This window comes from Paenibacillus sp. V4I5 (genome assembly GCF_030817255.1).
In the GTDB taxonomy this organism is placed as follows: domain Bacteria; phylum Bacillota; class Bacilli; order Paenibacillales; family NBRC-103111; genus Paenibacillus_E.
In genome coordinates, this window is sequence record NZ_JAUSZB010000002.1 from 7,346,851 (window position 1) to 7,371,212 (window position 24,362).

12 protein-coding genes are annotated in these 24,362 nt (G+C 48.0%); all 12 read left to right on the forward strand.

Annotated features, from left to right (window positions below):
• The first annotated feature begins 22 nt into the window (after nt 1-22).
• The 12 genes from QFZ78_RS35065 to rhaS all read left to right on the forward strand — a co-directional run bounded on the left by QFZ78_RS35065 (nt 23) and on the right by rhaS (nt 24,242).
• A complete protein-coding gene (locus QFZ78_RS35065) occupies nt 23-3,136 on the forward strand; it encodes a glycosyl hydrolase family 95 catalytic domain-containing protein (RefSeq protein WP_307554269.1) in 3,114 nt (1,037 codons plus the stop codon).
• An 85-nt stretch (nt 3,137-3,221) separates the two neighbouring features.
• Complete coding sequence (locus QFZ78_RS35070) at nt 3,222-3,407, forward strand: hypothetical protein (protein WP_307554270.1); 186 nt, start codon at nt 3,222-3,224, stop codon at nt 3,405-3,407.
• A 2-nt stretch (nt 3,408-3,409) separates the two neighbouring features.
• The gene (locus QFZ78_RS35075; RefSeq protein WP_307556052.1) at nt 3,410-3,835 is read left to right on the forward strand and encodes a CBM96 family carbohydrate-binding protein; all 426 of its coding nucleotides are present in this window, start codon (nt 3,410-3,412) and stop codon (nt 3,833-3,835) included.
• Nucleotides 3,836-3,998: 163 nt separating this feature from the next.
• Nucleotides 3,999-11,705, forward strand: a complete 7,707-nt coding sequence (locus QFZ78_RS35080; protein WP_307556054.1) for an endo-alpha-N-acetylgalactosaminidase family protein — start codon at nt 3,999-4,001, stop codon at nt 11,703-11,705.
• A gap of 39 nt (nt 11,706-11,744) precedes the next feature.
• Nucleotides 11,745-15,551, forward strand: coding sequence for a polysaccharide lyase family 8 super-sandwich domain-containing protein (locus QFZ78_RS35085; RefSeq protein WP_307554272.1), 3,807 nt, complete (start codon nt 11,745-11,747; stop codon nt 15,549-15,551).
• A gap of 223 nt (nt 15,552-15,774) precedes the next feature.
• Complete coding sequence (locus QFZ78_RS35095) at nt 15,775-16,668, forward strand: MurR/RpiR family transcriptional regulator (RefSeq protein WP_307554274.1); 894 nt, start codon at nt 15,775-15,777, stop codon at nt 16,666-16,668.
• A gap of 237 nt (nt 16,669-16,905) precedes the next feature.
• The gene (locus QFZ78_RS35100; protein ID WP_307554276.1) at nt 16,906-17,682 is read left to right on the forward strand and encodes a DeoR/GlpR family DNA-binding transcription regulator; all 777 of its coding nucleotides are present in this window, start codon (nt 16,906-16,908) and stop codon (nt 17,680-17,682) included.
• Between the two features lie 50 nt (nt 17,683-17,732).
• Nucleotides 17,733-19,220 carry a sugar ABC transporter ATP-binding protein gene (locus QFZ78_RS35105; RefSeq protein WP_307554279.1) on the forward strand — a complete coding sequence of 496 codons (1,488 nt, stop codon included), beginning with the start codon at nt 17,733-17,735 and terminating at the stop codon, nt 19,218-19,220.
• 175 nt (nt 19,221-19,395) lie between these two features.
• Nucleotides 19,396-20,895 carry a sugar ABC transporter ATP-binding protein gene (locus QFZ78_RS35110; RefSeq protein WP_307554281.1) on the forward strand — a complete coding sequence of 500 codons (1,500 nt, stop codon included), beginning with the start codon at nt 19,396-19,398 and terminating at the stop codon, nt 20,893-20,895.
• A gap of 46 nt (nt 20,896-20,941) precedes the next feature.
• On the forward strand, nt 20,942-21,976 hold the full coding sequence (locus tag QFZ78_RS35115) for an ABC transporter permease (RefSeq protein WP_307445110.1): 1,035 nt from the start codon (nt 20,942-20,944) through the stop codon (nt 21,974-21,976).
• Nucleotides 21,977-21,980: 4 nt separating this feature from the next.
• Nucleotides 21,981-22,973, forward strand: a complete 993-nt coding sequence (locus QFZ78_RS35120) for an ABC transporter permease (protein WP_307554283.1) — start codon at nt 21,981-21,983, stop codon at nt 22,971-22,973.
• Between the two features lie 210 nt (nt 22,974-23,183).
• On the forward strand, nt 23,184-24,242 hold the full coding sequence (gene rhaS, locus QFZ78_RS35125) for a rhamnose ABC transporter substrate-binding protein (RefSeq protein WP_307554285.1): 1,059 nt from the start codon (nt 23,184-23,186) through the stop codon (nt 24,240-24,242).
• Nucleotides 24,243-24,362: the final 120 nt, after the last annotated feature.

Below are 24,362 nucleotides of genomic sequence, written 5' to 3' on the forward strand. Positions count from 1 at the left end.
GACCAGAGAAGGGAGGGACAATGTGAGAACCGTTACATTCGAAAATGCCCCGAGCAGTTGGAACGAGGCTTTGCCGCTCGGCAACGGACATTTTGGCGGTATGGTGTTTTTCGAGGATAACAGGCTGACGCTGGCGCTCAATCATTACGAGGTCTATTATCAGAAGCTCCATCGGTATAGTAAGAAGTACCGGAATGGTGAAGGGCATGATTTCTCGCTTCAATATGGACGCACTTTCGATGAATTGAGACAAAGGGCAACCGAGCTGTATCGAAATCCCGATCAAGGCCCATTACTTCTATATGGCGATGCATTATCAAACAGCAGCATGTACAGAAAATACGGCAAATCGGCGGGTGGATCCTCCCATTATCCCACCGGAGAAATTCATCTGTTTCCATCTCAGGATCTGGCGGAGCCGGACTACTATTCACTTGAGCTCGATGTTGAGAGGGCAGTCGTCAATTTACGGATCGAGAAGGGTGAAGAAAAGCTTGGCGTCAGAACATTTATCGCCAATGATGGTGATTATGTCATAACGGAAATCAGACAGACCAACGCCTTATTGCTAAAATCCGTGTCCATGTATGTCCCTTCCAGAAGGTACGTGGATATGAATGTGAAGTATCATCAGCTGGATGATACGACGTTTTACTATCTAGGTTCCTTCTATCCGGACGGCGAGGATAAGGAACAATACGATCCGTTTTCATTCATCGTGATGATGAAGTTGATCGGAGTGAAGGGAAGCACAGATGATTCTACCGATTCCGTTCGAATTCTCCTACACGATGCGGAGGAGAACATGACACTGCTGACAACGGTCATAACGGAGGAAGAGACCAAGGATCTGTTTCATACCGCCTTGCAAAGATTGAACACGTCCGTTTCTCGAGTCAAGGACATGGCAACGAGTCATCAAGACCATTGGAGAAGCTTCTGGAGTCGTTCCTCGATCACCGTGCCCGATAAAATGATCGAAGATTTATGGTATATCAATTTATACGCGATCGCCTGCTGCAGCGGAAAAGGAGGCAAAATGCGTGAACAAGCATGCGGACTGAATGGTTTATGGGACATTAAGCAGCCGACCAAGTGGGGCAGCATGTGGTACTGGGACGTTAACATTCAGGCTGCTTTCTGGCCGCTCTACACCGCCAATCACCTTGAAGTGGCGGAAGCGTTCAATGACGGACTGTTGTCATATGTCAGTCTTGCCGAGCAAATGGCGAAGCAGTTTTACGGTCTCGAAGGTGTTGCCGGGGATTACCCGCATGCGTTGTATTTGAGCATCTGGCCTTGGTGTGCGCAATTTGTATGGGACTATTACCGCTATAGTATGGATCTGGACTTTTTGCAAGAGAAGGCCTATCCGTTGTTTAAGCAGATCGCCCGGTTTTTCGAAGGCTATTTGCAGGTTGATGTGGAAAAAGGACGATATCACGTATTCCCTGATATTTCGCCGGAACAGGGTCCTTTGACCCGTAACTCGGTTTGTACGCTTTCATCGGTCAAATATTTGTTGAAGATCGCGAGCGAAGCAAACGAGCTGCTTGGAGAAGCGGAAGCCGACCGAATCAGGTGGAGGGAAATGGTAGATCGTTTGGCCCCTTATCCGAGAGGCCTTTCCAGTCGGTATGGCGATGTATTCCTGGATTCGGAATGGGCGCCCGTAGACTTGCATTTGCGACATCCCTCGCTGCTTATGCCGATTTATCCGATTGGAGAAATCAACAAAGATAGTGAGGAATCGCTGCGGAAAAGGGCAGAGAATACGCTTTGCTTCGCGGAGAACCATACCGAATTTGGAATGTTTCAGTTCGGTTGGCTCTCTTGCGCCGCCTCAAGGCTGGGCAAAGGGAATACGGCGCTGAGGCTGCTATACGAGCAAGGCATTGATTTGTCGCTGCGGAGCAACGGGTTGTTTGCCGAAGAAACGGAACGTTGGATGAACTATTGCAACATTACGAATGAGCCGTTGTATCACCCCAACATGATGGAGGCATCCGGAGAGATCGTTGCTTCGGTTAACGAGATGCTGCTGCAAAGCTATAACGGCGTTATCGACGTGTTCCCGGCGGTACCGTCGGGAGAGTCCGAGCAAGAAATGACGATAGGCTTGTACGAGCATGATGTTGAGAAGAAAGTGCGGTCATATGAGAAATGGAGCGATTGTGCTTTCCAAAGCTTGCTGGCTGTTGGGGCATTCGAGGTTAGCGCCGAGATGAAACAGGGGCGTACGATTTGGGTCAAGATCAGAAGCATGGCAGGAACCAAGGTTGTGATGCGCAACCCGTTTGGTTTGGCTGAGAAGGTATTTGTATTGCACCTAGTTGGAGCTTTATGGCGAGCGCTGGAATATCGACAGGATGATAAACAAATCTCGTTTGAAACGGTTAAGAACGGAGAATATGCGATTTATCCGCAGACCGAATCTTTATTGCCCGAGTTGTTCCTATCCAAGTCTGAAAAAGTAGCCGCAAATAACGGGAGTTATCCGCGTGTTCACGAGGCCCATACGTGTCGGAGAGTGTTTCTTGGCAAAAACAAAGACACGCATCATTTTAAGACTCTCGATCACTTCACATTCGATTATTATGCCGGCAATCATCGGGAATCAAAACTGGCAGCTTACCGGCTCGATTTTGGTGTTGATCCGGACTTGCTGGCCAAGGATTATTACAAAGCGCTGCCCAGACAGGCTCATGTCGAAGGCGTCCTCGGCCAAACGTTCCGCAAAATATCGCCGGAAATCGTATTCACGTCATATTCCGGTATCGGTTGGGAGTGCGCTGAAGATCTCATAGCGACGGATCGTGGGGAGCCTGACGAACTTCGAAGAGATTTTATTGGAGGTACTAGCGACAAGATTTTCATGATCGAGCTGCCTAAAGGCAGGTACGATCTGCTCTTTGTATCCGGAGATCGTGACTCACCCTCTTACACGGAGGTTGAGATCGTAGGGCAATGCTCATGGAAGCCAGAGAAAGCGCTGAAAGCTGGCGAATTTGCGACGGACATTTTGCCGGTCATGCAGCGAAAGGACGGTATCGTGAAAATACGATTTCGGACCGCTGAAGGCCTGCAGTGGAGGATCAACGTATTGATCCTCAATAAAAATTACCCTTATTTATAGAATGAACTACTGAAAGGAGGCGATTCCTGCATTTTGCTTGGTTGAAAGTTTAGCATGTTGATTTCAAAAAAGGAGCTGAACGGTATTGAAAGATAAGCAATCTTTGCGTGTATCCAAATTTGCTGCGTTATTCACGACTCTCCTCATGGCAACACAGACGCTAGGCCTTGGCACTCCAAGTTTGACGGGAAGGTCTACAATTAGCACAGCATATGCAGCCACTACAACAAAGATTCAATCGTCGGTCATTCAGGTTACAATCGACCAGTAGAGCTGCAGCTCAAAACGCCGTCAACGGGCTCTTCGTCGAGAAAGGTATATCTTTCGTATGACTTGATGGGCAACGCTTTGAAATATGTCAAAAAGGCCGATATCCAGCTCTATATATACGAGCTTATGGGAACGGCCCGATCGAGCGAAATCGTAAGTATTTATGAAGTTCCCGATTTCGACGAAACGAAGTTAACCTGGGGGAACGCGCCGGCGAACGGGGAGAAAGTAGGGGATGTCAGCTATTCGCGCGCTACCGCCAATACCTATGCCAGCCTGGATATTACGAGCTATATCAACAAGAAGCTGGCGGAAGGAGAAGCTTCAGGACGACTGAACTTCGTGCTCGCGATCGAGAGAATGGGCATGATCAGAAGGGCGCTCATATCTCGAGCAAAAAGAGGAATCCGGACCAGAAGTCCAAGCTGATTCTCGTGCAGGCCTGCCCGCGCCAACGCTTGAGGTAACCGGCATTGAGGACGGCAGCATCCACACGACGGGCGTCATTCTGGACGTGTCGTATGGGCAAAAACCGCTGCTTTGTCCTACTACGATCTGATATATTTTTAAGGAGGGAATAACTGTGAGCAAAATGAAACGCAGGAGTCTGAGCATAATATTGGTTTTGGTCATGATGCTGTCGGTAATCGGCGACAACCTTGCGCCATTGACAGCATATGCTGCCGACCCAGATGGATCCGAGGCTGAGCTGATCAGCGTGGCGGGGGAGACGCTCGAGCCGGGCGGAGGAGACGGACAACAAAGCAATCCGATCACCGCCAACGTCAGCGTTTTGAAACCCCAGATTACGACGGATGATATCGTTGCTTCTTCCACCGCGGCGGTTGAGCTGTACGATGACTCTAATTTCAGTGCAAACCAGAATACAATTTCTCTCAATGCGGGAGAAAACGATGTGTACATCAAAGTCATCTCGCAGGATGAAACGAATGTCAAGTACTACCGTGTAACCGTGAATTTAACCGTAACACAGCCGCTATCCGTAAGCGCTTACAACGTAATGTTTACCATCAACAAAGACGGCCAGCTGTTTGACGGGCATGGCAAAACGTTCACGCTGCGGCAGAATGGGGAAATAATTGATAACGGTTCCGACATTGGCGGCACGGTTACATTTGACGTTTACGACGGCACATATAATATTTTTGACGGCAGCGACGACACCGGCGAAACGGTTGCCGTCTCTGGAACCACTGCCAAAACGCTCAACTACTACACGGTTAAATTCAGGGCAGAGGATGCTGGTGCGTCTAATGGCTCAGCTATCATCGCTAAATACAACGACAACTTCATTGCCAGCGGCGCTGTGGTTCTCGGCGGCAAAACGCTGGTGATTACCGCTGAAGGAAGGGGGGGCGGGTTATCGCCGTCGGACGTGCTCGAAGCCGGATATTCGTACAAATGGAGCGGTGACGGCGCAAACAATCAAACCACCGACACGCTCACGATTAACAATCTGGACAGAAAGATTGATGTGCTCTGCACCGTGAGGGGAGGTCTGCGGTTGTATGCTGCGGGCAGAAACAGCACAGATGCCCCAAAAGCATACATGAAGTTGCCGGAGGTTTTGACTAGTGGACAAATGACGGTTCAGTTCGACTATGTCACAACGGTGACCAGTCCGAACACAGCTGTCTCCTTAGTTCACGGTAGTGCAGCAGCGAATGCGGATGTCGTCAACATGAACGCCCTTGTGCGGTTCAATACGGGTATTGGCGCATATAACGGCACGGCTTGGGGTGCTGATAAAATCTCCCGTTTAGAGGTAAATAAAATATATCATGTAAAAACTACGATTGATATGACCACGAAAACATACAGCGTCTGGGTAACGCCGGAAGGCGGCACGGAAATCGAGGTTGCCAAAGACTTTGCATTCAGGGCAAAAGACCCTGTAAACATTGCCGAACTCCGGGTGCTTGATACAAGGAACTCAGGCAATAACGGGATTACAAGGCAAATGTGGATTGAGAATATAGCAGTATCCAAGAAGCCGGAGCTGATGGTTCTTCTGGATGGTGAACCGCATCCTGACATCAATGGAATGGAGTTCACATTGGTGCAAGATAGCGACGTAAAGGCTACCGGCGTCAAGAACGGCTACAAGGTTATCTTTAATGAAAAGTTGAATGACGGCATATATGACATATATGTCAATGGCACCAATTCTAACATAAAGCTCACGATCAACAACGGCGGAGGCAGAGCGACGCTCGATCTGGGCACTGATGAGAGCAGGGCGAGGAAAGCGCTTCAAGAGCTGAACACGACCATTGAGGGGCGTGGCCTTAAAGAGGACCGCTACACCCCAGCTACATGGGTGCTGTTTGCCACGGCGCTGGCCGAGGCGAAAGACTTGCTTCTCGACGATACAGCGACGGCGGAAACGCTCAATACCGCATTGAGCAACCTGAGCAACGCGTATGAAGCTCTTGCGCTTATCCCGCGTGCTAACGGCATCTACAAGGCCGCATACGCGGATAAGTTCGGCGGCAACGTAGTTCGCACAAACCTGGGCAACACTACCAACGGCACGACTTACCCGAACGGCAGCTACTCGTCGCCTCCGGCCGGTCAGCCGAACGACAGATCTGTCCTGGGCGGCTTCCACACCGGCAGCGACCCCCAAACCTATAGGGCGAAGCCCGGTGCCGGCGTCACGTTCCCTTTTACTATTCACAAAGACGGTGAATACGGATTCATGCTGAAGTTCTCCCGTGTCAATTACGAAATTGAGGACTATATCAGCGTATATGTAAACTACGACCAGGTCGAAAAAAATGAAAACGGCTCTCCGAAAACGCCTGGCAATTACCGTATTCCCCTCGCTGGCAGGGACAGCGAGCTTGTGTTTGTTGAGTCCGACATTTGGACGATGGATCTGAAAGAGGGCGACACCATTTCTCTGGTGCTCGACACCTCCAGTCTTGACGTAGTGGACTATCCAGACAGAGGCCTTGTAAATATCGACTATATCTCCGTCTGGGAGGTGGATCAGTCCTACACATACGACTCCTTCAACCGCAACTTCTACCTCCTGACGGGCAATGAGATCATTATTCCGGAGCCCGTGACCTTCCCGCTCACCTGGACCAGCAGTAACCCGGAGATTGCGACGGTGGATTCTGTGACTGGAAGGATTCAGACGATCAAGGCTGGGGACGTCGTCATTACGTCCACTGGTACCGGCGGTACGTTTAAGTACAACCTGTACGTAAAGAATAACGAAGACGAGATTAGGCTGAAAACCGCCCAAGTCTCGCTGTGGGATACGGAAAACAATGTGTTTGACCCACCGGCAGCGGTACGGAATAGCAACGCCAATGAAGTCCCGGAGAACATCCCGATCGCGTTATCCGGGCTGAGCGGAGGGATCAGGGTAGGCAACGGGTTTGTGGATACGATGGACTACGTCCCGGTCGGCTCGTCTATTGGAATCGACGTGCCCGATGCCGTCGTGGATAAGCCTGGATTGTATGACATCACCCTGAACTATGCGAAAGGCAGCTCTCAGGCGAGCGGCCAATTGGGGCTGCTTGTGAACGGCCAGCTTGCTGGCACATTATTTACGAGGACAACGTCCAGCCTCGCCAGTACTGAACAGTCGAACATCGTTACGGTGTATCTGGAACCCGGTGATACAATCGGCATCCGGACGATCGTCAATCCGAAGGACGCCGTCGGGCGCTTTAACAGCTTGACGGTCACCGAGAACGTGGTGATTCCGCCGTCATCTGTTACACTGTCCACTCCCGCCAGCGTGAATCATCAGGACCAGACAACGCTGAATTATACAACTGTCCCCGCGAACGCTACGCCGGCCTTTGAGTGGACAGCCGCCAACACCGACATTGTGTCCGTGTACGGTAACCTGGTGGTCGGAGAAAATGTCGGTGAAACAACGGTTACGGCGACTTCCATATACAATTCGGAGGTTAAATCAACCGGGACGGTGACGGTTGCACAAAACAATAGCGTGTTCAGCATCGAGAACAATAAAATGAAGGTCTATCTGGATAGAGACTTCCCCCGCGCCATTCAGTATGAGATGAAGGCCAGCGGCGCGAAGATCGATGGCAACCGCACCAAGCTGGACACCCTCAGACTGACGACCGGCATGACATACAGCTTAAATACGTCCCAGGGGTTGACAGGTTCAACGGTTAAGGACTACAAGCCCGTCGTTACAACCGGTGAGCCAATCCTGAACGCAGACGGTAGCCAGCATGTTATCTATACCTTAAAAGTGACCGAGTTGAACGCGGAAATCAAGATCAAGGTGACGGTGGAGGGTATGGTGCTCAAGTTTGATTTTATCGAGATTAATGAGAATCCGGCCAACCGCATTTTCACAATCGAAATACCTGATCATAATCCGGTAACTGTCAGCAATTTTAGTACCGGCTCCTCATTTGCCGGTTCCAAAATGGAAAGCAACATCGGAAGGAGCGGCGACAGTTTCTTCAATATAGGAGATATGTTGACTGGCTCCGATTATTATAACTACGCCTTTGTGTCCAACGGCAGCGTGGCCGCCGGCATCAAGAGCAACGCCTTCGGGTTGACTGACGGCAGCGTGGCAAGACGCGTATTCGCTGACACCAAGCGAAACGACTCGCTGGTCACCACGAGTCTGCTCAGCGGCTCTTGGGTATGGCGATTCCCTGATGCGACCAAGAAATTTATTGACTATGAGGGTATATACGGAGAAGCGCAAGCCTTAATAACCAGAACGTATACAGATGAACCCTACGAAAGGGATATGCCGCATGTCTGGGTCGTGCTGGCGGAAGAAAACAACGACGACGGCATCGTTAACTGGCAGGATGCGACCAATGAGTTCCGCAGTGTCGCTAAAGTGGCGGTCGGCTCGGACAAAATTGCCGACGCGGTCGTACAACGGCTTATTATGTCACAGGGCAACGAAACCAACTACCCGTATCTGGCATCGGTGGACGAGACCAAGCGGATCTCGCTGCATACGGACGGCTTGGGACAAATCATCCTGCAAAAATACCATAACGCAGGCAACTGGGGCGACTTCAGCGTCTACGATGACCAACTGGGTGGCTTGGACGAGTTCCGGAAATTTGTCGACATTACGACCAAACAGTACAACAGCTTTGTCGGTGTCCACACCAACTTTACGGAGTATTTCGCGAAGGTTGACCAGTTCAGCTATGAAAACGTGGAAATGCAAGCCGACGGAATTACCCCGCGAAGCAAAGGTTATGTAGCGTTTGGTTACTACCTGCACCAAGCCTATGTGATCGACGACCAGATGGATGCGCTGACCCGATATAATGAGAATGAGGCAAGTCAGGAAAAAAGCCGTTTTGAGCGCATGAATCGTTTTAAAACCGATATACCGGATCTGGGCTTCATTTACAGCGATGTGTACTCCCATAACGGCTGGCGCGGAAACGCCTTGGCGCGGGATTACGAGGATAACGGCCTTGCGTACTTCGTGGAGTGGCCGTACGTCGCAGAGGAATCTGCCGCGTGGGCGCACTGGTCCGTGGAGAAGAGCTACAGCCCCGCGTCGCTCAAGGGATACTCCAGCGATATTGCCCGGTTTATCTTCAACGACACCAAAGACCGCTGGGATAACTACACGACCGACAACTGGAAGGCCGACATTGAGGAAACCCGAGTGCCGAACAGCGCCTTCTTGCTGATGGGCGCCGATACGACCTCCTACGAGGGCTGGGTGCACAACGGCATCAACGAATATGACTCGATTGTTGAGAAAATCTATCGCAACAACATCCCCACTAAGTTCATGCAGCACTTCCCCATTACGCGCATGGAAAAGGATAAGGATGGCTGGGCGGACTACATCGAGTTTAATAACGGAGATGTGAAGGTTTATGCAGAGGGTCATGAGAACCCCAATAACGAAACAAGAAACAGCAAACGTATCATCGAAAAAGACGGAAAGAAGATTTACGAGCAGGTCAACACAATAGGCACCGATCAAGGTTCCACCAAGTACCTGATACCGTGGGACGAGGGCGACATGCAAAAGCTTGATGAACAAGAAGAGAAGGAGATCAAACTATACCATTGGAACGATGACGGCGGCAGTACGACCTGGGAGCTGCCCGACAGATGGCTGGACCTCGAGACCGTCTATATGTATAAGTTGTCCGACCTGGGCAAGATTTCTGAACAGGTTCTGACGGTGGAGAATGGAAAAGTTACTTTAAATACGGATGCAAGAACCCCGTACGTGGTGTACAAAGAACAGCAGGATATGGATGTGGACGTCGAATTCGGCGGGGGGCAGTACGTGTATAACCCCGGCTTCAGCACCGGCAGCCTCAAAGGTTGGAATACGATAAATGGCAATCCCGAAGTAGTGCGTAACGACAACACAAATATGCCTCTTTTCACCACGGGCGGAGCCGCAGTGGAGCTTAACTCGAATGCCGACAACCACGGCAGAAGCCGCAACTGGGAGCTTGCGGTCAATGACAGTAACGAAACGGAGGTCAGCCAGACAATCACCGGCCTGACGCCCGGCGACGAGTACGCCGTTTCGGTTATGGTGGAGGTGCAGCGTGGCAAAACGCGTAAGGCGTCCCTCATAGTGGATACAGACGGAGATACGTTCTCCAATTATACAGATTCTTCCATCTTGCTTAACTATGACCGCTATGACTCCAAAGAAAAAACCGGTATGCTCCGTATGCGCGTCGTATTCACCGCGGACGCACCCACGGCGACAATCCGGCTGCACGCCGCAGCGGGCGAGGGCGAGGTGCGATTTGACAACATGCGCGTGTACAAGACTGCCACTCCTACGCCGAAGACTCCGGTGACCGACGGGAAAACGATCCTGTATCAGGATTTCGAATCCTCGCCGGACGGAACGACTGAAGCGGGTACGGCCATCAACAAACCCACCTTTGAGGGCTTCTTCCCCTTTAACCTTGGCAACGGCGGTGGGTTTCGCGAAGCCAGAACGATCATGCAGCGCCGTCATGAACCCTATACGCAAAACAATACTGTACCCGATTGGGGCGATAACGCGCCAGAAAGCGTAAGAAACTTTGTGCAGCCCACGAAAGACCAAGCGGGTAATACCGTTACTGGCCAGTGGTGGGATACCACGACCATCCCGGTTGATCTGGTTGTGGACGGCAATACCTCATTCTCTAATATCACTGGAAGCGCGGGCATCATGTACCAGACCACACCCCAGAGCCTCCGGTTTGAAGAGGGCAAGACATACCGTATCAGCTTTGACTACCAGACCGGCGTAAACGGCATCTTCGCCTTTGTGCTCGGGAGTGGTATGAACGGGACAATGAGTCAGAGAGCTTCTTCGACAACCGTGGAATTTACAGGACTCCAGCACTACGATTATCTGCAAGGCACGATGGGCCCGTACTTCAACAACGTTAAGTCGAACCGGTCGGACGACGGCGTGCCAATAACCGCGATGCCCGAAGGCTGGGCTGCCAACGGCACCTACCGCAACACCGACATTAAGACAGCGGTTCCAAACTGGAGAGGATATTATGAGTACGAGTTCGTGAGCACATCCGACCAGACTTGGTTCGGTATTTTGCGAAACGGCGACACCCCGGCGCCGAGCGATAACCCCAACCCGTTTATCATCGACAATCTGCTGATCGTGGAAGTGCCGGTCGTGCAAATCGATAAGACAGCTCCAACAACTTCGGATAATGCTCCTGCTGGCTGGGTGAACAGCGACGTTACGGTTACTTTCAATGCCAGCGACAGCGGCTCAGGCTTAGCGGGCACCTTCTATGCGGTGGACGGCGGTATCGAGCAACAAGGCACTTCCGTTTCCATCACAGTAGAAGGCAGTCACACCATCTCTTACTGGAGCGTTGACAAGGCAGGTAATGTTGAATCTCCACATACCGCGATTGTGCAAGTGGATAAGACGGTCCCAACGTTTAATGTCGTTTTGGATAAACCTGTTTTGTGGCCGGCAAACCACCAAATGATTACGGTAAGTGCGTCCGTGTATGCCAATGATAGCCATTCAGGAATCGCATCCATCTTGCTTACTTCCATTACAAGCAACGAGTCGGACAATGGATCAGGAGATGGTAATTCGTCGACCGACATTCAAGGTGCAGAAATTGGCAATTTGGATACTGAATTTATGCTCCGTGCTGAAAGATCTGGCAAAGGTAATGGACGCATTTACACCATCACCTATACGGCTTTTGATCAGGCAGGCAATAGGACTTCCGCTTCATCAACCGTTACGGTTCCTCATGACCAAACTGGAAAGTAATTGAATAATTATCAAATTAGTTGGTGGAGGGGAACGTTAATGAACTTTCTATTTAAGAAATTCGTCGTGTATTCGCTGATTACATGTCTTCTGATGTATTCGTTCATGCTTTTGTTGGGGCCGGCACAATCGGCTAGCGCAGCCGATGAGTATGATTTGCTTAGGGATAGATGGAAGACGTATTTGACAGGGGGTTCAGCAATAAACGTATCGGATCCGGAAATTGCGGTGAAAATCGACCAAATCGAAACGAACGCGAACAGCTACTGGTTGTCGATGAACAAAACTGCGGGACGTACGTATTTGTGGAACGACTTGGCGGGCTGGAGCGCATCCAGCACGATTTCCTCCAACTACGTTCGGTTGAAGGAAATGGCGCTGGCGTATGCAACAACTGGTTCGTCGTTATACGGAAATACAAGTTTGGCAGCCGATATCCTTAGCGGCTTGGATTGGATGTACGCGAACAAATATAACGAGACGAAGGGCGAATCAGGCAACTGGTGGGACTGGGAAATCGGCGTTCCGCTGAACTTGACCGACGCGATGGTTTTGATCTACGATCAAATGTCCGCTACGCAAACGACCAACTATACGAAAGCGTTGGATAAATTCGTACCGGATCCGACTTATCGTACGAATTCCCCGTCGCTTAAGGAAACCGGGGCGAACCGTTTAGATAAAGCACTAATCGTCTCTCTGCGTGGCGTCGTCACAAAGTCGAGCACCAAGCTTGCCCAGGGACGGGATGCGATCAGTCAAGTTCTATTATATGTAAAGGACGGAGACGGCTTTTACGAAGACGGCTCGTTCATTCAGCACGATTATGTCGCATATACGGGAAGCTACGGTGCGGTGCTGATTGGTGATATGGCCAAACTGATGTATTTGCTAGGAGGTTCAAGTTGGAATGTCACCGATCCGAATCTTGCCAACGTCATTCGCTGGGTGACAGAAGCGTATCAGCCGTTTCTGTACAAAGGGGCGATGATGGATACGGTACGAGGTCGGGCGATTGCACGGGAAACGCAGCAGGATCATCAAATGGGCCGAGGGATCATTTCCTCGCTTGTGCTGCTGGCGGATGGAATGAACGCACAAGATGCAGCAACGATCCGGCAAATCGCCAAAGGCCAGATTGCTTCGGATACGACATTCGCAAGCTATACAGAAGGTCTTTCGATCTTCAATATTGGTAAAATCAAGGCGTTAATCAACGATTCCTCCGTAGTTCCGGCTGCGGAATTGCTGGAAACACATGTGTTTGCCGGGATGGATCGCGCCTTGCATTTGCGCCCGAATTTCGGGTTGGCGCTAGGGTTGTTCTCGACGCGCATTTCCGCATTTGAATATGGCACACCCGGTGAAAATAAAAAGCCTTGGTGGCAAGGAGCCGGAGCCGCCTATTTATACAATTCGGACCAAACCCAGTTTAACGGTGCCTATTGGCCGACCGTGAACGCGGTTCGTTTGCCGGGCACGACGACGGACGGGTCAACGGGTACGTTAAGCTCCTTCAAGTTCAATACATCGAATTGGGCAGGAGGTTCGTCGGTAGACGGTCTGTACGGGTCAGTCGGCATGCAGTTCTCAATGTCGAGCAATACAGGGACTCCATTATCTGGCAAAAAGTCTTGGTTCTTATTCGGCGATACGTATATTGCTCTGGGCTCCGATATTACGAGCACAGGCGGCCGCACAGTGGAAACAATCGTTGAGAATCGCAAGCTGAACGCAGGCGGCACAAATACGTTAACGGTAGACGGAATAGCGAAGCCCTCTACAATCGGTTGGTCGGAAGCGATGACAGGCGCCCAATGGGCGCATTTGGCGGGAAGCGTACCCGGTTCCGATATCGCTTATGTTTTCCCTGGAGGCGCTACTGTGAACGGACTTCGGGAGACGCGTACTGGTTCTTGGAATGATATTTATACAGGAACAAGCACAAACGTATTGACCGCAGATTATGCGAGTTTGTCGCTGAATCACGGCGTTAATCCGACGCAAGCCTCCTATGCGTATGCCGTGCTTCCGGGTAAAACAGCGGCTGAGGCTGCTGCCTATGCATCGAATCCGGGTTTTAACGTTCTCAAAAACACGGGGACTGTGCAGGCTGTAAAGGATACGGAAGCGAATGCGGTCGGAGCGAACTTTTGGACAGATTCCGCCCAAACGATACAAGTGGACGGTAATGATTACCTGACCAGCAACAAAAAAGCATCCGTGACTGTAGTCGAAAGCGGAAACGAGCTGCAAATCGGCATTTCCGATCCGACGCAATCCAATACAGGAACGATTGAAATCGAGCTTCACCGAGCAACAACCGGTGTCATTGGGCTAGATTCGGGGATAACTGTGAAGCAGTTTGCTCCTACAACTAAGCTGGAAGTGAAGGCAGGGGGTTCAATTGGCAAAACGTTCCTGGCTAAGCTGAACATAGGTCAACCGACTACGTCAGCAGCACCTCAGTTAATAGAAGTAACGAAAGGTGACGGCTCCGCCACGCTGAAATGGAGCGGGTATACGGGAGCTGCCGGCTACCGGGTTTATTACGGAACGACTGCCGGAAGCTATACGAATTCAGTAGATGTGTCTGCTGTAAGCGCAGGCGAAACCAGTTACACGGTAACGGGGTTGACGAACAAGGCTACGTATTATTTCATAGTGAAGGCCGTAAACGGTTCTGGGGAAAGCGCTCCGTCGGGCGAATTGTCGATCACGCTCCCTGATATGGTTTCTTTTGCCCCAACAGCGGATACGTATGTGCGCAACGGTTCATATGCGAATACGAATTATGGTACGGATCCTTCGCTCGTTGTCAAAAATGACGGTACTGGTTTTAACAGACAGTCCTTCTTAAAGTTTGACTTGTCCTCCTTCACCGGCTTGATCAAGTCGGCGAAAATAAGGCTTGTGCCTACTTCTATCGGCAAAAGCGGCATCTCACAGCAGGCGAATATAGCAACGAACGATTCTTGGTCGGAAACAGGTATGACTTGGAATAACCAGCCGGGTGTCGGAACACTACTAGCGAATTGGACGGCGCCGACCGTCGGGACGCCGGTCGAATTCGATGTGACGGGTGCGGTTTACGATGCAATATCGACGGATAAAACGTTCTCGATCCGTATTATGGCGACCACGAATCAGGGTTCCACAGGCGATGTCATTTACGCTTCCAAAGAGAACGCCACGGCGAATTATCGTCCTGTGCTTATTATTGAGAAACCAACGTATATACCAGCAGCAACGATCGATAATGCACCTGCCGGCTGGGTCAATCATGATGTCACGGTAACGCTCACTCCAGGCGACGGCGGCTCAGGTGTAGCTGGAACCTTCTACACGGTGAACGGCGGTATCGAGCAGCAAGGCACTTCCGTTACCATCACAACAGAAGGCAGTCACACCATCTCTTACTGGAGCGTTGACAAGGAAGGTAATGTTGAATCTCCACATACCGCGGTCGTGCAATTGGATAAGATGGCCCCAACGCTTAATGTCATTTTGGATAAAACTGCTTTGTGGCTGGCTAATCATCAAATGAATACGGTAAACGCTTCAGTGTATGCCAATGATAACCTTTCTGGAATCGCATCCGTTTTGCTTGCATCCATTACAAGCAGCGAGTCGGACAATGGACCAGGGGATGGTCATACGTCAACCGACATTCAAGGTGCAGAAATTGGTATGTTGGATACTGAATATATGCTTCGTGCTGAAAGATCCGGCAAAGGTAATGGACGCATATACACTATCACCTATACGGCTTTTGATCAGGCAGGTAACATAACTTCCGCTTCAGCAACTGTTACGGTTCCTCATGACCAATCTGGAAAGTTATAGAAAAGTAAGCAGAGGCCACAACGAATAGGATTCGCGACAAATGGTAAACGTCTACGAATTAGGAAAAGGGGGGCTTTGGCTCCTCTTTTTTTTATTTGCAGGACTTTCGGTTTCTATGATACCTGTGATGATCTTGTATGCTTTTTTCCAAAGGCACATCGTACGTGGTATGATTGAAGGAGCTGTAAAAGGATAATCGGTCAGTACGAAGGGAGTGGAATTCATGGCGGACAATCATCTTGCCCAGTCGCTTTCGGGGGGCTTAATCATGCTGCAGGAAATCGCGGAGCAATTGCCACCGTCTGAGCGAAAGATTGCCTTATATATCATTGAAAATCCCCATGAGGCGATTCGTTGTACGGCCAATGAGTTAGGAGAATTAAGCTCTACAAGCGCTTCTGCGGTTATTCGGCTGTGTAAATCACTTGGACTCAGTGGATTTCAGGAATTGAAACTTAGAGTAGCCGGAGATATGCGGAATTCAAATGAAGTCGGCTTTACTGACTTTGAACCGGACGAACCGCAGCCATCCATTGTTCAGAAAGTTACCGCGAATAGTGTTCGCGCGCTGCAGGAGACTGCAGAAATCATGAATTATGAGGCATTGGGCAAAGCGGTGGAAGCCCTGGAGCGAGCGCAAAGTATTCATTTCTTTGGTGTTGGTGCATCTGCTGTTATTGCTCAGGATGCGCAGCTGAAGTTCGTTCGTGTAAATAGATCGACAACTTCGAATACAGATTTTCATATTTCGGCTATGCTGGTCGCACAGTCAAATAAGAAGGATGTCGTCGTAGGTATTTCATTCTCGGGAGAGACCTATGAAGTTGGTAAACTCCTGGAGCTAGCCAAGGAGAAAGGCGCAACAACGATCAGCTTAACGAGCTATGGATTATCGCCGATCAGCGAAATTGCTGACATTAATTTGTTCGTGTCCGCCAAACAAGAAGAGGTCTTCCGCAGCGCCGCAACTTCTTCCCGGCTCGCTCAGCTTCATTTGATCGATATTTTATTCATGTGCGTGCTAACGAATCAGTATGAGGCATCCATTCAACATCTGGATGAGGTTCGTATGGGTGTCAATTTTATCAAACAAAATACGGCTTTAAAGAAGCAATAAGAAGTTAAATTAACTCCGAAAAGTTGAATTTGGAAGCTGTATGATGAGTTTAATAACGTGAAGCGGTAAAAAGGAGGAGTGAACCTCCTTTTTTGTGCATGAAACTACTCTCCAAGATGGGAGTACCGCTAACAAAGCACAGCGAAATTATCGGAAACGAACACAAACGAAAGAAACATGATATAATACACACAACTAATAATCATTGTACCTTCCTACCTATAAGGGGTTTTTATCATGTTTGCGATTGAACGATTGAATAAAATTAAAGAGCTGCTCCTGGCGGAGAAGCGGGTCGATGTATACGAGCTCAGTGAGAAGTTTTCCGTTACGGAAGTGACGATTCGTAGAGACCTAGATAAGCTAGAACAAAAAGGATTTCTAGTTAAGACATATGGCGGCGCCGTATTGAACGATAAATTGAATTCGCTTCCTTCTGACTCAAGCGGGGATACTGATCAGAAATTCGTGGAAGAGAAACGAATGATCGGTAAAATCGCAGCTCAAATGATTGAGGATGGAGAAGCCATATTCTTAAGCGCTGGCTCGACGTGTCTGGAGATCGCCAGGAATATCAAAGGAAAGAAAATCACTGTTTTAACGAATGACTTGGCCATTGGTCTTGAATTGAAAGATACGCCTGGTGTGAAGACAATTGTCATCGGAGGCGATTTGGTACCATCGTCAACGATGCTTGTTGGCGGGTTTGCTCTGCAAATGCTCAAAGGCATTTATGTGAACAAAGCTTTTCTAGGTGTAAAGGGTGCGCAGTTGGACTCCGGCTATACGGTTAGTCACTACGAGGAAGCGATGATTTTGCAGGAGGTTGCAAAAATTTCCAGCGAAATCATTATTGTTGCGGATTACTCCAAATTTAATGTCAAAGGCTTTGCCAGACTTGGCGATCTGACGATGGCTAAGAAAGTAATTACAAACACACAACTACCGAACGATTATAAGAAATATTACTTTGAGCAAGCCGTCAAACTTTTTACAACCTTTGATTTTCGGTAATCCCTGTTGTCTACACGCTGATTCTATAGAGAAGTAAAGGGGCATATAAGGTGGAAAACTTCTTACAAATGAAGGGCATAACGAAGAGGTTTAATGACAATGTGGTGTTGAACCAAATCGATTTCAGCGCAGATGCGGGTCAGGTTCACGCCTTAATTGGTGAGAATGGAGCCGGTAAATCAACACTAATGAAAGTATTGGCGGGCTTGTTTCAGCCTGACGAAGGAAGCATATACATAGACGGAGAGCTTGTTTCGATCCCCAATCCGAAGGAAGCCCAGGAATTGGGTATCGCGATGATCTACCAGGAGATTCGCTTATTTCAAGATCTCGACATTGCTGAAAACGTATTCATTCGCAGGGAACCGATTAAGAAATGGAATCGTTTAATTGATTGGGATAAGGCATATCGTGAAACACGTAAATACTTAGATGATTTTGGCTTGAACATAAATGCGCGAACACCTGTGAAATCATTAAGCTCGGGTCAACAGAAATTCGTGGAAATCATAAAGGCCTTATCCCATAAAGCCAAAATTATTATCATGGATGAGCCTACGGCTGCGTTAACCGAGCAGGAAATAGAGACATTATTTAAAGTCATTCGCGATCTGAAAAAGCTGGGTGTCGCAATCATTTACATCTCTCACCGTATTGAAGAAATTATTCAAATCGCTGATCAAGTTACGGTCATTCGTGATGGCGAGTCCGTTCAGACGTGCAGTGTCAATGATATGGAGCTTAACGATCTTGTTAAAGTCATGGTCGGTAAAGAGCTAGCAGATCGATTTCCTAAGCTCAAGGTTAAACTAGGTAAAGAAGTACTTCGTTTGGAAAATATGTCTTACTACGGCCGTATTCGCAACATCAATTTGGATGTGAAACGCGGGGAAATTATCGGATTAACGGGGCTAAGCGGCTCCGGTAGAAGGACGCTCGCTAAAGTACTATTCGGCATAAACGGACCTTTCGAAGGCAGCATGGTGCTGCAGGGTAAATCTTACACATCAATGACACCGCACAAAGCAAAGAAGAATGGGCTTTGCTATATGACGGGAATTAATACTGAAGAAGGCTTATTAAATAACGCACCAATTGGCGAAAATATTACCTTAACTAATCTAGAGCGAATTTCTAGTTTTGGTTTCCTGAATACCGAGAAGGAACGCAGGTTTGCGCAAGACATGATCGAACGGCTGGACATTGAAACAGATGAAGAAGAAAACGTCAATAATTTGAGTGGCGGTAAACAAAAGAAAGTGATTTTCGCAAAGTGGTTGTTTGCTAATGCGAAAGTCATGATCATAGAGGAACCTACCGCTGGCATTGATATTGGTTCCAAAATCGATATTTATAACATGATGAATGAGCTTGTGCTTTCAGGTGCCTCCATTATTATGATTTCATCGGATTTATCGGAAATTATGGGGATGTCCGATCGCATTGCCGTGATGTATAACGGTGAAATACGCAACGTGTTCCAGAGAGAAGAGGCTACTCAGGAGAAAATTTTGTATTATGCTTCAGGGGGCAAATAATCTGCGGATAAGCGTGATAGGAAGTGAAGGAGCCGCATAGAATGCGGCTTTTTACATGAAATGATCATAAAAGAACATAAAAATAAATAAAAAAACATAAAAGTATAGCCAATCAATCATTCCTATGGTATATTCTATTCAGAGAAGAGAATATCCAAGCGAGTAGGGGATAACAATGAGTGAATTTGTTCTTGAATTGAGAGCGATTTCAAAAACGTTTCCAGGAGTCAAAGCTCTTGATCTTGTGCATTTTCAACTGCGAGCCGGTGAAATTCATGCACTTATGGGAGAGAATGGCGCAGGGAAGTCAACTTTTATTAAAGTGATTACAGGTGTTCATCAACCGGATCAAGGTGACATTTATGTAAACGGTAACAAAGTGGTGTTTAATAATCCGAATGATGCCAAAAAAGTCGGTATTGCCGCCATTTATCAGCATGTGACCTGCTATCCAGACCTTAGTGTGACGGAAAATATTTTCATGGGTCATGAAAGGATACATAAACGAACAAAAAGAATCTTGTGGAATGAGATGCACATGGAAGCGAAAAAATTGCTCGATACGTTGGGAGCGAATTTCGAACCACGCACACAAATGGGGACTTTAAGTGTGGCGCAGCAGCAAATTGTAGAAATTGCGAAAGCGTTGTCAACGGAAGCTCGCATTATTATTATGGATGAACCGACAGCTGCCCTCACGAAGCGGGAGAGCGAGGAACTCTACCGTATTACCGAGCAGCTAAGAGACAGAGGCGTTGCGATTATTTTCATCTCGCATCGTTTTGAAGACATGTACCGTTTAGCGAGTAAAGTTACGGTTTTCCGAGATGCTAGATACATCGGAACCTGGGGCGTGCATGATATTTCAACTGATAAACTTATAGTCGCTATGGTTGGGCGGGAAATTACACAGCTCTATCCCAAAAAGGAAGCGAAGATCGGTGATGAAGTATTTCGGGTGGAAGGGCTTGGACGAACAGGATATTTCAAAGATATTTCGCTCCAATTGCACAAAGGAGAAATTCTTGGGCTTACTGGATTGGTTGGAGCGGGACGTACAGAAGTGTGCCAAACCCTTTTTGGTATCGAACAGGCCGATCAAGGGAGCATTTATGTGAAAGGAACACAAACGAACATTCGTAATCCACAAGACGCGATTAAGCTGGGCATTGGTTATTTGCCGGAGGATAGGCAGAAACAGGGATTAGTGTTGGATTGGGATATTGGGCGAAACATTACGCTATCTAATATTGATCATTATGCTAATGGCGGTTGGTTGAGCGAAGCCAGAGAAACGGAAGTTTCAAAGTCATTAGCCGAAAAGGTTAGTGTTAAAGCTCAAAGTATTTATGATTTGGTCAGCTCATTATCTGGAGGAAACCAGCAAAAGGTCGTATTTGCCAAGCTTCTGACAGCTGAACTCGACGTTCTCATTCTGGATGAACCGACCAAAGGCGTCGACGTGGGAGCCAAGTTTGCGATCTATGAAATTATGAACGACCTCGCTGCGCAAGGGTACGGTATCATTTTGATTTCGTCGGATATGCCTGAAGTCATTGGGATGAGCGACCGCATCATTGTTATGCGAGAAGGTAGAATAACGGGGCGTTTGGATCGAACACAGGTTACACAGGAAGCAATTCTGGAAGCTTCGATGAGTGATCAATTAGCATAAAAGTCTCGTGTCTGCTTCAGTAAACAAGGGGGAGGGAAATCAGGACATGAGCAACCAAGTGATAGAGAAAAGAACATTCAGTCCAGCCGGTGAAAGAAAAACGTTTGGCGCCAGCATTGCAAAGTTCCGTGAACTCGGCTTGCTGACTTTCATCATCGTTCTTTCGATCATTGTGCAATTAAACAATAACAGCTTTCTAACGCTGGAGAACATCAATGATTTAGTTACGAACACAGCCATTCTAAGTATACTAAGCGTAGGTATGATGCTGGTTATAATTACGAGGGGCATCGACCTTTCGATAGGGGCAACACTCGCTCTATCTGGGATGATCTCATCCATGACGGTTAGCGCCTTTCCGGGCTTACATCCACTCGTCGTTATGCTGTTGGGTACATCAGTTGGTCTGATCAGCGGTGTCATCATTGGTTTTCTTATTTCGAGAACTGGCGTGCTGCCCATCATCGCCACACTGGGGATGATGAACGTAATCCGGGGGCTTACTTTTACCGTTAGTGGCGGGAAATGGGTGAGTGCCCATCAAATGCCTGATAGCTTTAAAGCGATTGCCACAGGTTCTATTTTCGGCATCAACACTCTTATCTTTATTGCTATTATCATTTACATCGTTTTTTACTACTTCATCAATCATACGCGAACAGGCCGTCAAATTTATGCCGTGGGAAGCAATCCGGAATCTGCCAAAATTAGCGGTATCAACAACGATAAAATTTTATGGATGGTTTATGCCATTATGGGAAGCTTAGCAGGACTTGCTGGCGTGTTATGGGTATCCAAGTTTGCATCCGCTCAAGGTGATACGGCTTCGGGTTACGAGTTAAGCGTTATTGCTGCATGTGTACTGGGAGGCGTTAGCATCGCAGGCGGTTCAGGCAAAATTTCGGGTATTATCTTAGGATCAATTTTACTTGGAATATTGAACAACGCGCTTCCCCTTATTAATGTATCTCCTTTCTGGCAGATGGCCATTCAAGGAACGATTATTTTAATAGCTGTGCTTGTGAATGCCTTGGTTAAGAGGGGCGTCGATCGCAACCACCTCATGAGGAGGAAGATTTAAGCCTATGGAACTTAGAACGATTCAAGCGAAAAGAGATTTTAATTACAAAACGTTCTTCCTTCAATGGGAATGGCTGTTAGTCATTATTTTCATAGGGGTCAACATTCTGAATGCCAGCTTGTCCCCTTATTATATGAACGTTGATAGTTTAAGAGATGCAACAATGGGCTTTCTCGATAAAGCATTTATCGTACTTCCGATGGTGCTTGTCATGATTCTTGGTGAGATTGATATTTCAGTCGCCTCCACAGTCGCACTATCATCTGTCATTATGGCGGATCTGTACAGTCAAGGTGTACCAATGGGACTTTCCATGCTCATCTGTTTGGTAGTTGGAACAATATGTGGGCTCGTTAACGGATTTCTTATTGTCAAGTTTAAAGAGCTGTCGTCGGTCATTATTACACTAGCGACCATGATTATTTATCGCGGAATTGCTTATATGCTCTTGGAAGATCAAGCGAAAGGGCAATTCCCCGACTGGTTCAGTTTCTTTGGATGGGAATATGTCATGGGCATTCCTTTTATTTTGATAGTTTTCATTGTCTTCGCCGTCGTCTTCGCCTTACTCTTACATAAGACAACATTCGGTCGAAGAGTATACGCGATGGGTAATAATATGACCGCTTCGCGCTTTTCAGGGATTCAAGTAGATAAAATCAAGGTCATTGTTTTTGCTCTAACAGGACTGATGGCTGCAGTAACCGCGATCTTCTTAACCTCACGGATGGGGAGCACACGGCCCAATGTAGCAACAGGTTACGAGTTGGATGTGATTGCCATGGTTGTCCTTGGTGGTATTTCTACCGCAGGAGGCAAGGGCAGAATGATTGGCGCCATTATCGCAGTTTTCCTAGTTGGTATGCTTAGCTACGGATTAGGTCTCGTCAATGTGCCAGCCCAAGTCTTGCTCATTATTATAGGACTGCTGCTTATTTTCGCGGTTATTATACCGAAATTGAAATGGAACAAGAAGAACCTTCGTAAGGCTTCGTGATGGTTATACACCAGTTGAGGTAGTCGAAGACGGAAGACACACATAAGGTGATGCCGCTATAAGTATTGTAGATATCATAACCTTCGATGCTTGTAGCGGCATCATCTACCCACAACTATAGAATACCCGGGTATAGTATGTTGGGGCGTGCATTTCTATTTGACGCTGATGCTTAAATGTATATGAGAAAAAAGGGAGGATTCAAATCTTATGAAAAAAGTACTTGCAACATGCCTAACCGCGGTGCTCTCGTTAACACTTTTGGCGGCTTGCGCATCGACGACTTCGGATCCTAAACAGACAGATGCTGCCAAACAAGCAGACAGCTCAGCAGGCGGCAAGAAGAAATATGCCATTATTTTCAAAAATACAGGAAATCCGTATGGCGAAAAGCAAATGGAAGGCTTCAAAAATGCGATTACCGAGCTTGGCGGCGAGCCGATTCTGAAAGCGCCTGATCAACCAACGGCTGAAGCGCAAATCAAAATGATTGAAGAACTTATCTCGCAGAAAGTGGCTTCTATTGCCATCGTCGCTAATGATCCGGACGCGCTTCAGCCTGCTTTGAAAAAAGCGATGACCGCTGGGATTAAAGTTCTTTCCCTTGATTCCGCTGTTAACTCGAAAAGCCGATTGGTGCACATCAACCAAGCTGACCCTGAGCGTATTGGCCGCGTAGAAGTGCAAGCCATTTCCGAAATGATTGGCGGTAAAGGTGAGATCGCGATTCTGAGTGCTACTTCCCAAGCTACCAACCAAAATTTATGGATTGAGTGGATGAAGAAGGAACTCGAGGATCCGAAATACAAAGAGATTAAGCTTGTTAAAGTGGCCTATGGTGACGATCTTCGCGATAAAAGCGTATCCGAGACAGAAGCTTTGCTGAAATCATTCCCGAACTTGAAAGGGATTATTTCACCTACAACGGTTGGAATCGCTGCAGCGGGTAAAGTGCTTACAGATAAAGGTCTGAAAGATAAAGTACAGCTGACAGGTCTTGGTCTTCCGAGTGAGATGGCTCAGTACATCGAAGGTGGCGTTAGTAAATGGATGTACCTGTGGAATCCGATTGATGTTGGATATTTGGCCGGTTTTACCGCTGACGCGTTGGTGAAAGGTACGTTAACGGGTAAAGAAGGCGAGAAATTCAAAGCTGGCAGACTCGGCGAGAAACAAATTGTGAAAGATGGCGACGGTACCCAAATCATGCTTGGAGATCCGTTCAAATTCGAAGCTTCCAACATTGCGGAGTGGAAAAAAGTGTACTAAAGATAAAATGGAAAACCCAAAATTCCCTCAAAGGGGATTTTGGGTTTTTTCAAACATAAAAAGTCATTGACAACGCAAATAATTCAACCATATAATAAAAGAAAACGGTTACGTAAACGT

Bases quoted from the DNA above. Each gene is read 5' to 3' on its own strand.
- rhaS (WP_307554285.1), top strand. From the start codon at position 23,184: ATGAAAAAAGTACTTGCAACATGCCTAACCGCGGTGCTCTCGTTAACA.
- QFZ78_RS35080 (WP_307556054.1), top strand. From the start codon at position 3,999: ATGAAACGCAGGAGTCTGAGCATAATATTGGTTTTGGTCATGATGCTG.
- QFZ78_RS35095 (WP_307554274.1), top strand. From the start codon at position 15,775: ATGGCGGACAATCATCTTGCCCAGTCGCTTTCGGGGGGCTTAATCATG.
- QFZ78_RS35100 (WP_307554276.1), top strand. From the start codon at position 16,906: ATGTTTGCGATTGAACGATTGAATAAAATTAAAGAGCTGCTCCTGGCG.
- QFZ78_RS35120 (WP_307554283.1), top strand. From the start codon at position 21,981: ATGGAACTTAGAACGATTCAAGCGAAAAGAGATTTTAATTACAAAACG.
- QFZ78_RS35110 (WP_307554281.1), top strand. From the start codon at position 19,396: ATGAGTGAATTTGTTCTTGAATTGAGAGCGATTTCAAAAACGTTTCCA.
- QFZ78_RS35085 (WP_307554272.1), top strand. From the start codon at position 11,745: ATGAACTTTCTATTTAAGAAATTCGTCGTGTATTCGCTGATTACATGT.
- QFZ78_RS35115 (WP_307445110.1), top strand. From the start codon at position 20,942: ATGAGCAACCAAGTGATAGAGAAAAGAACATTCAGTCCAGCCGGTGAA.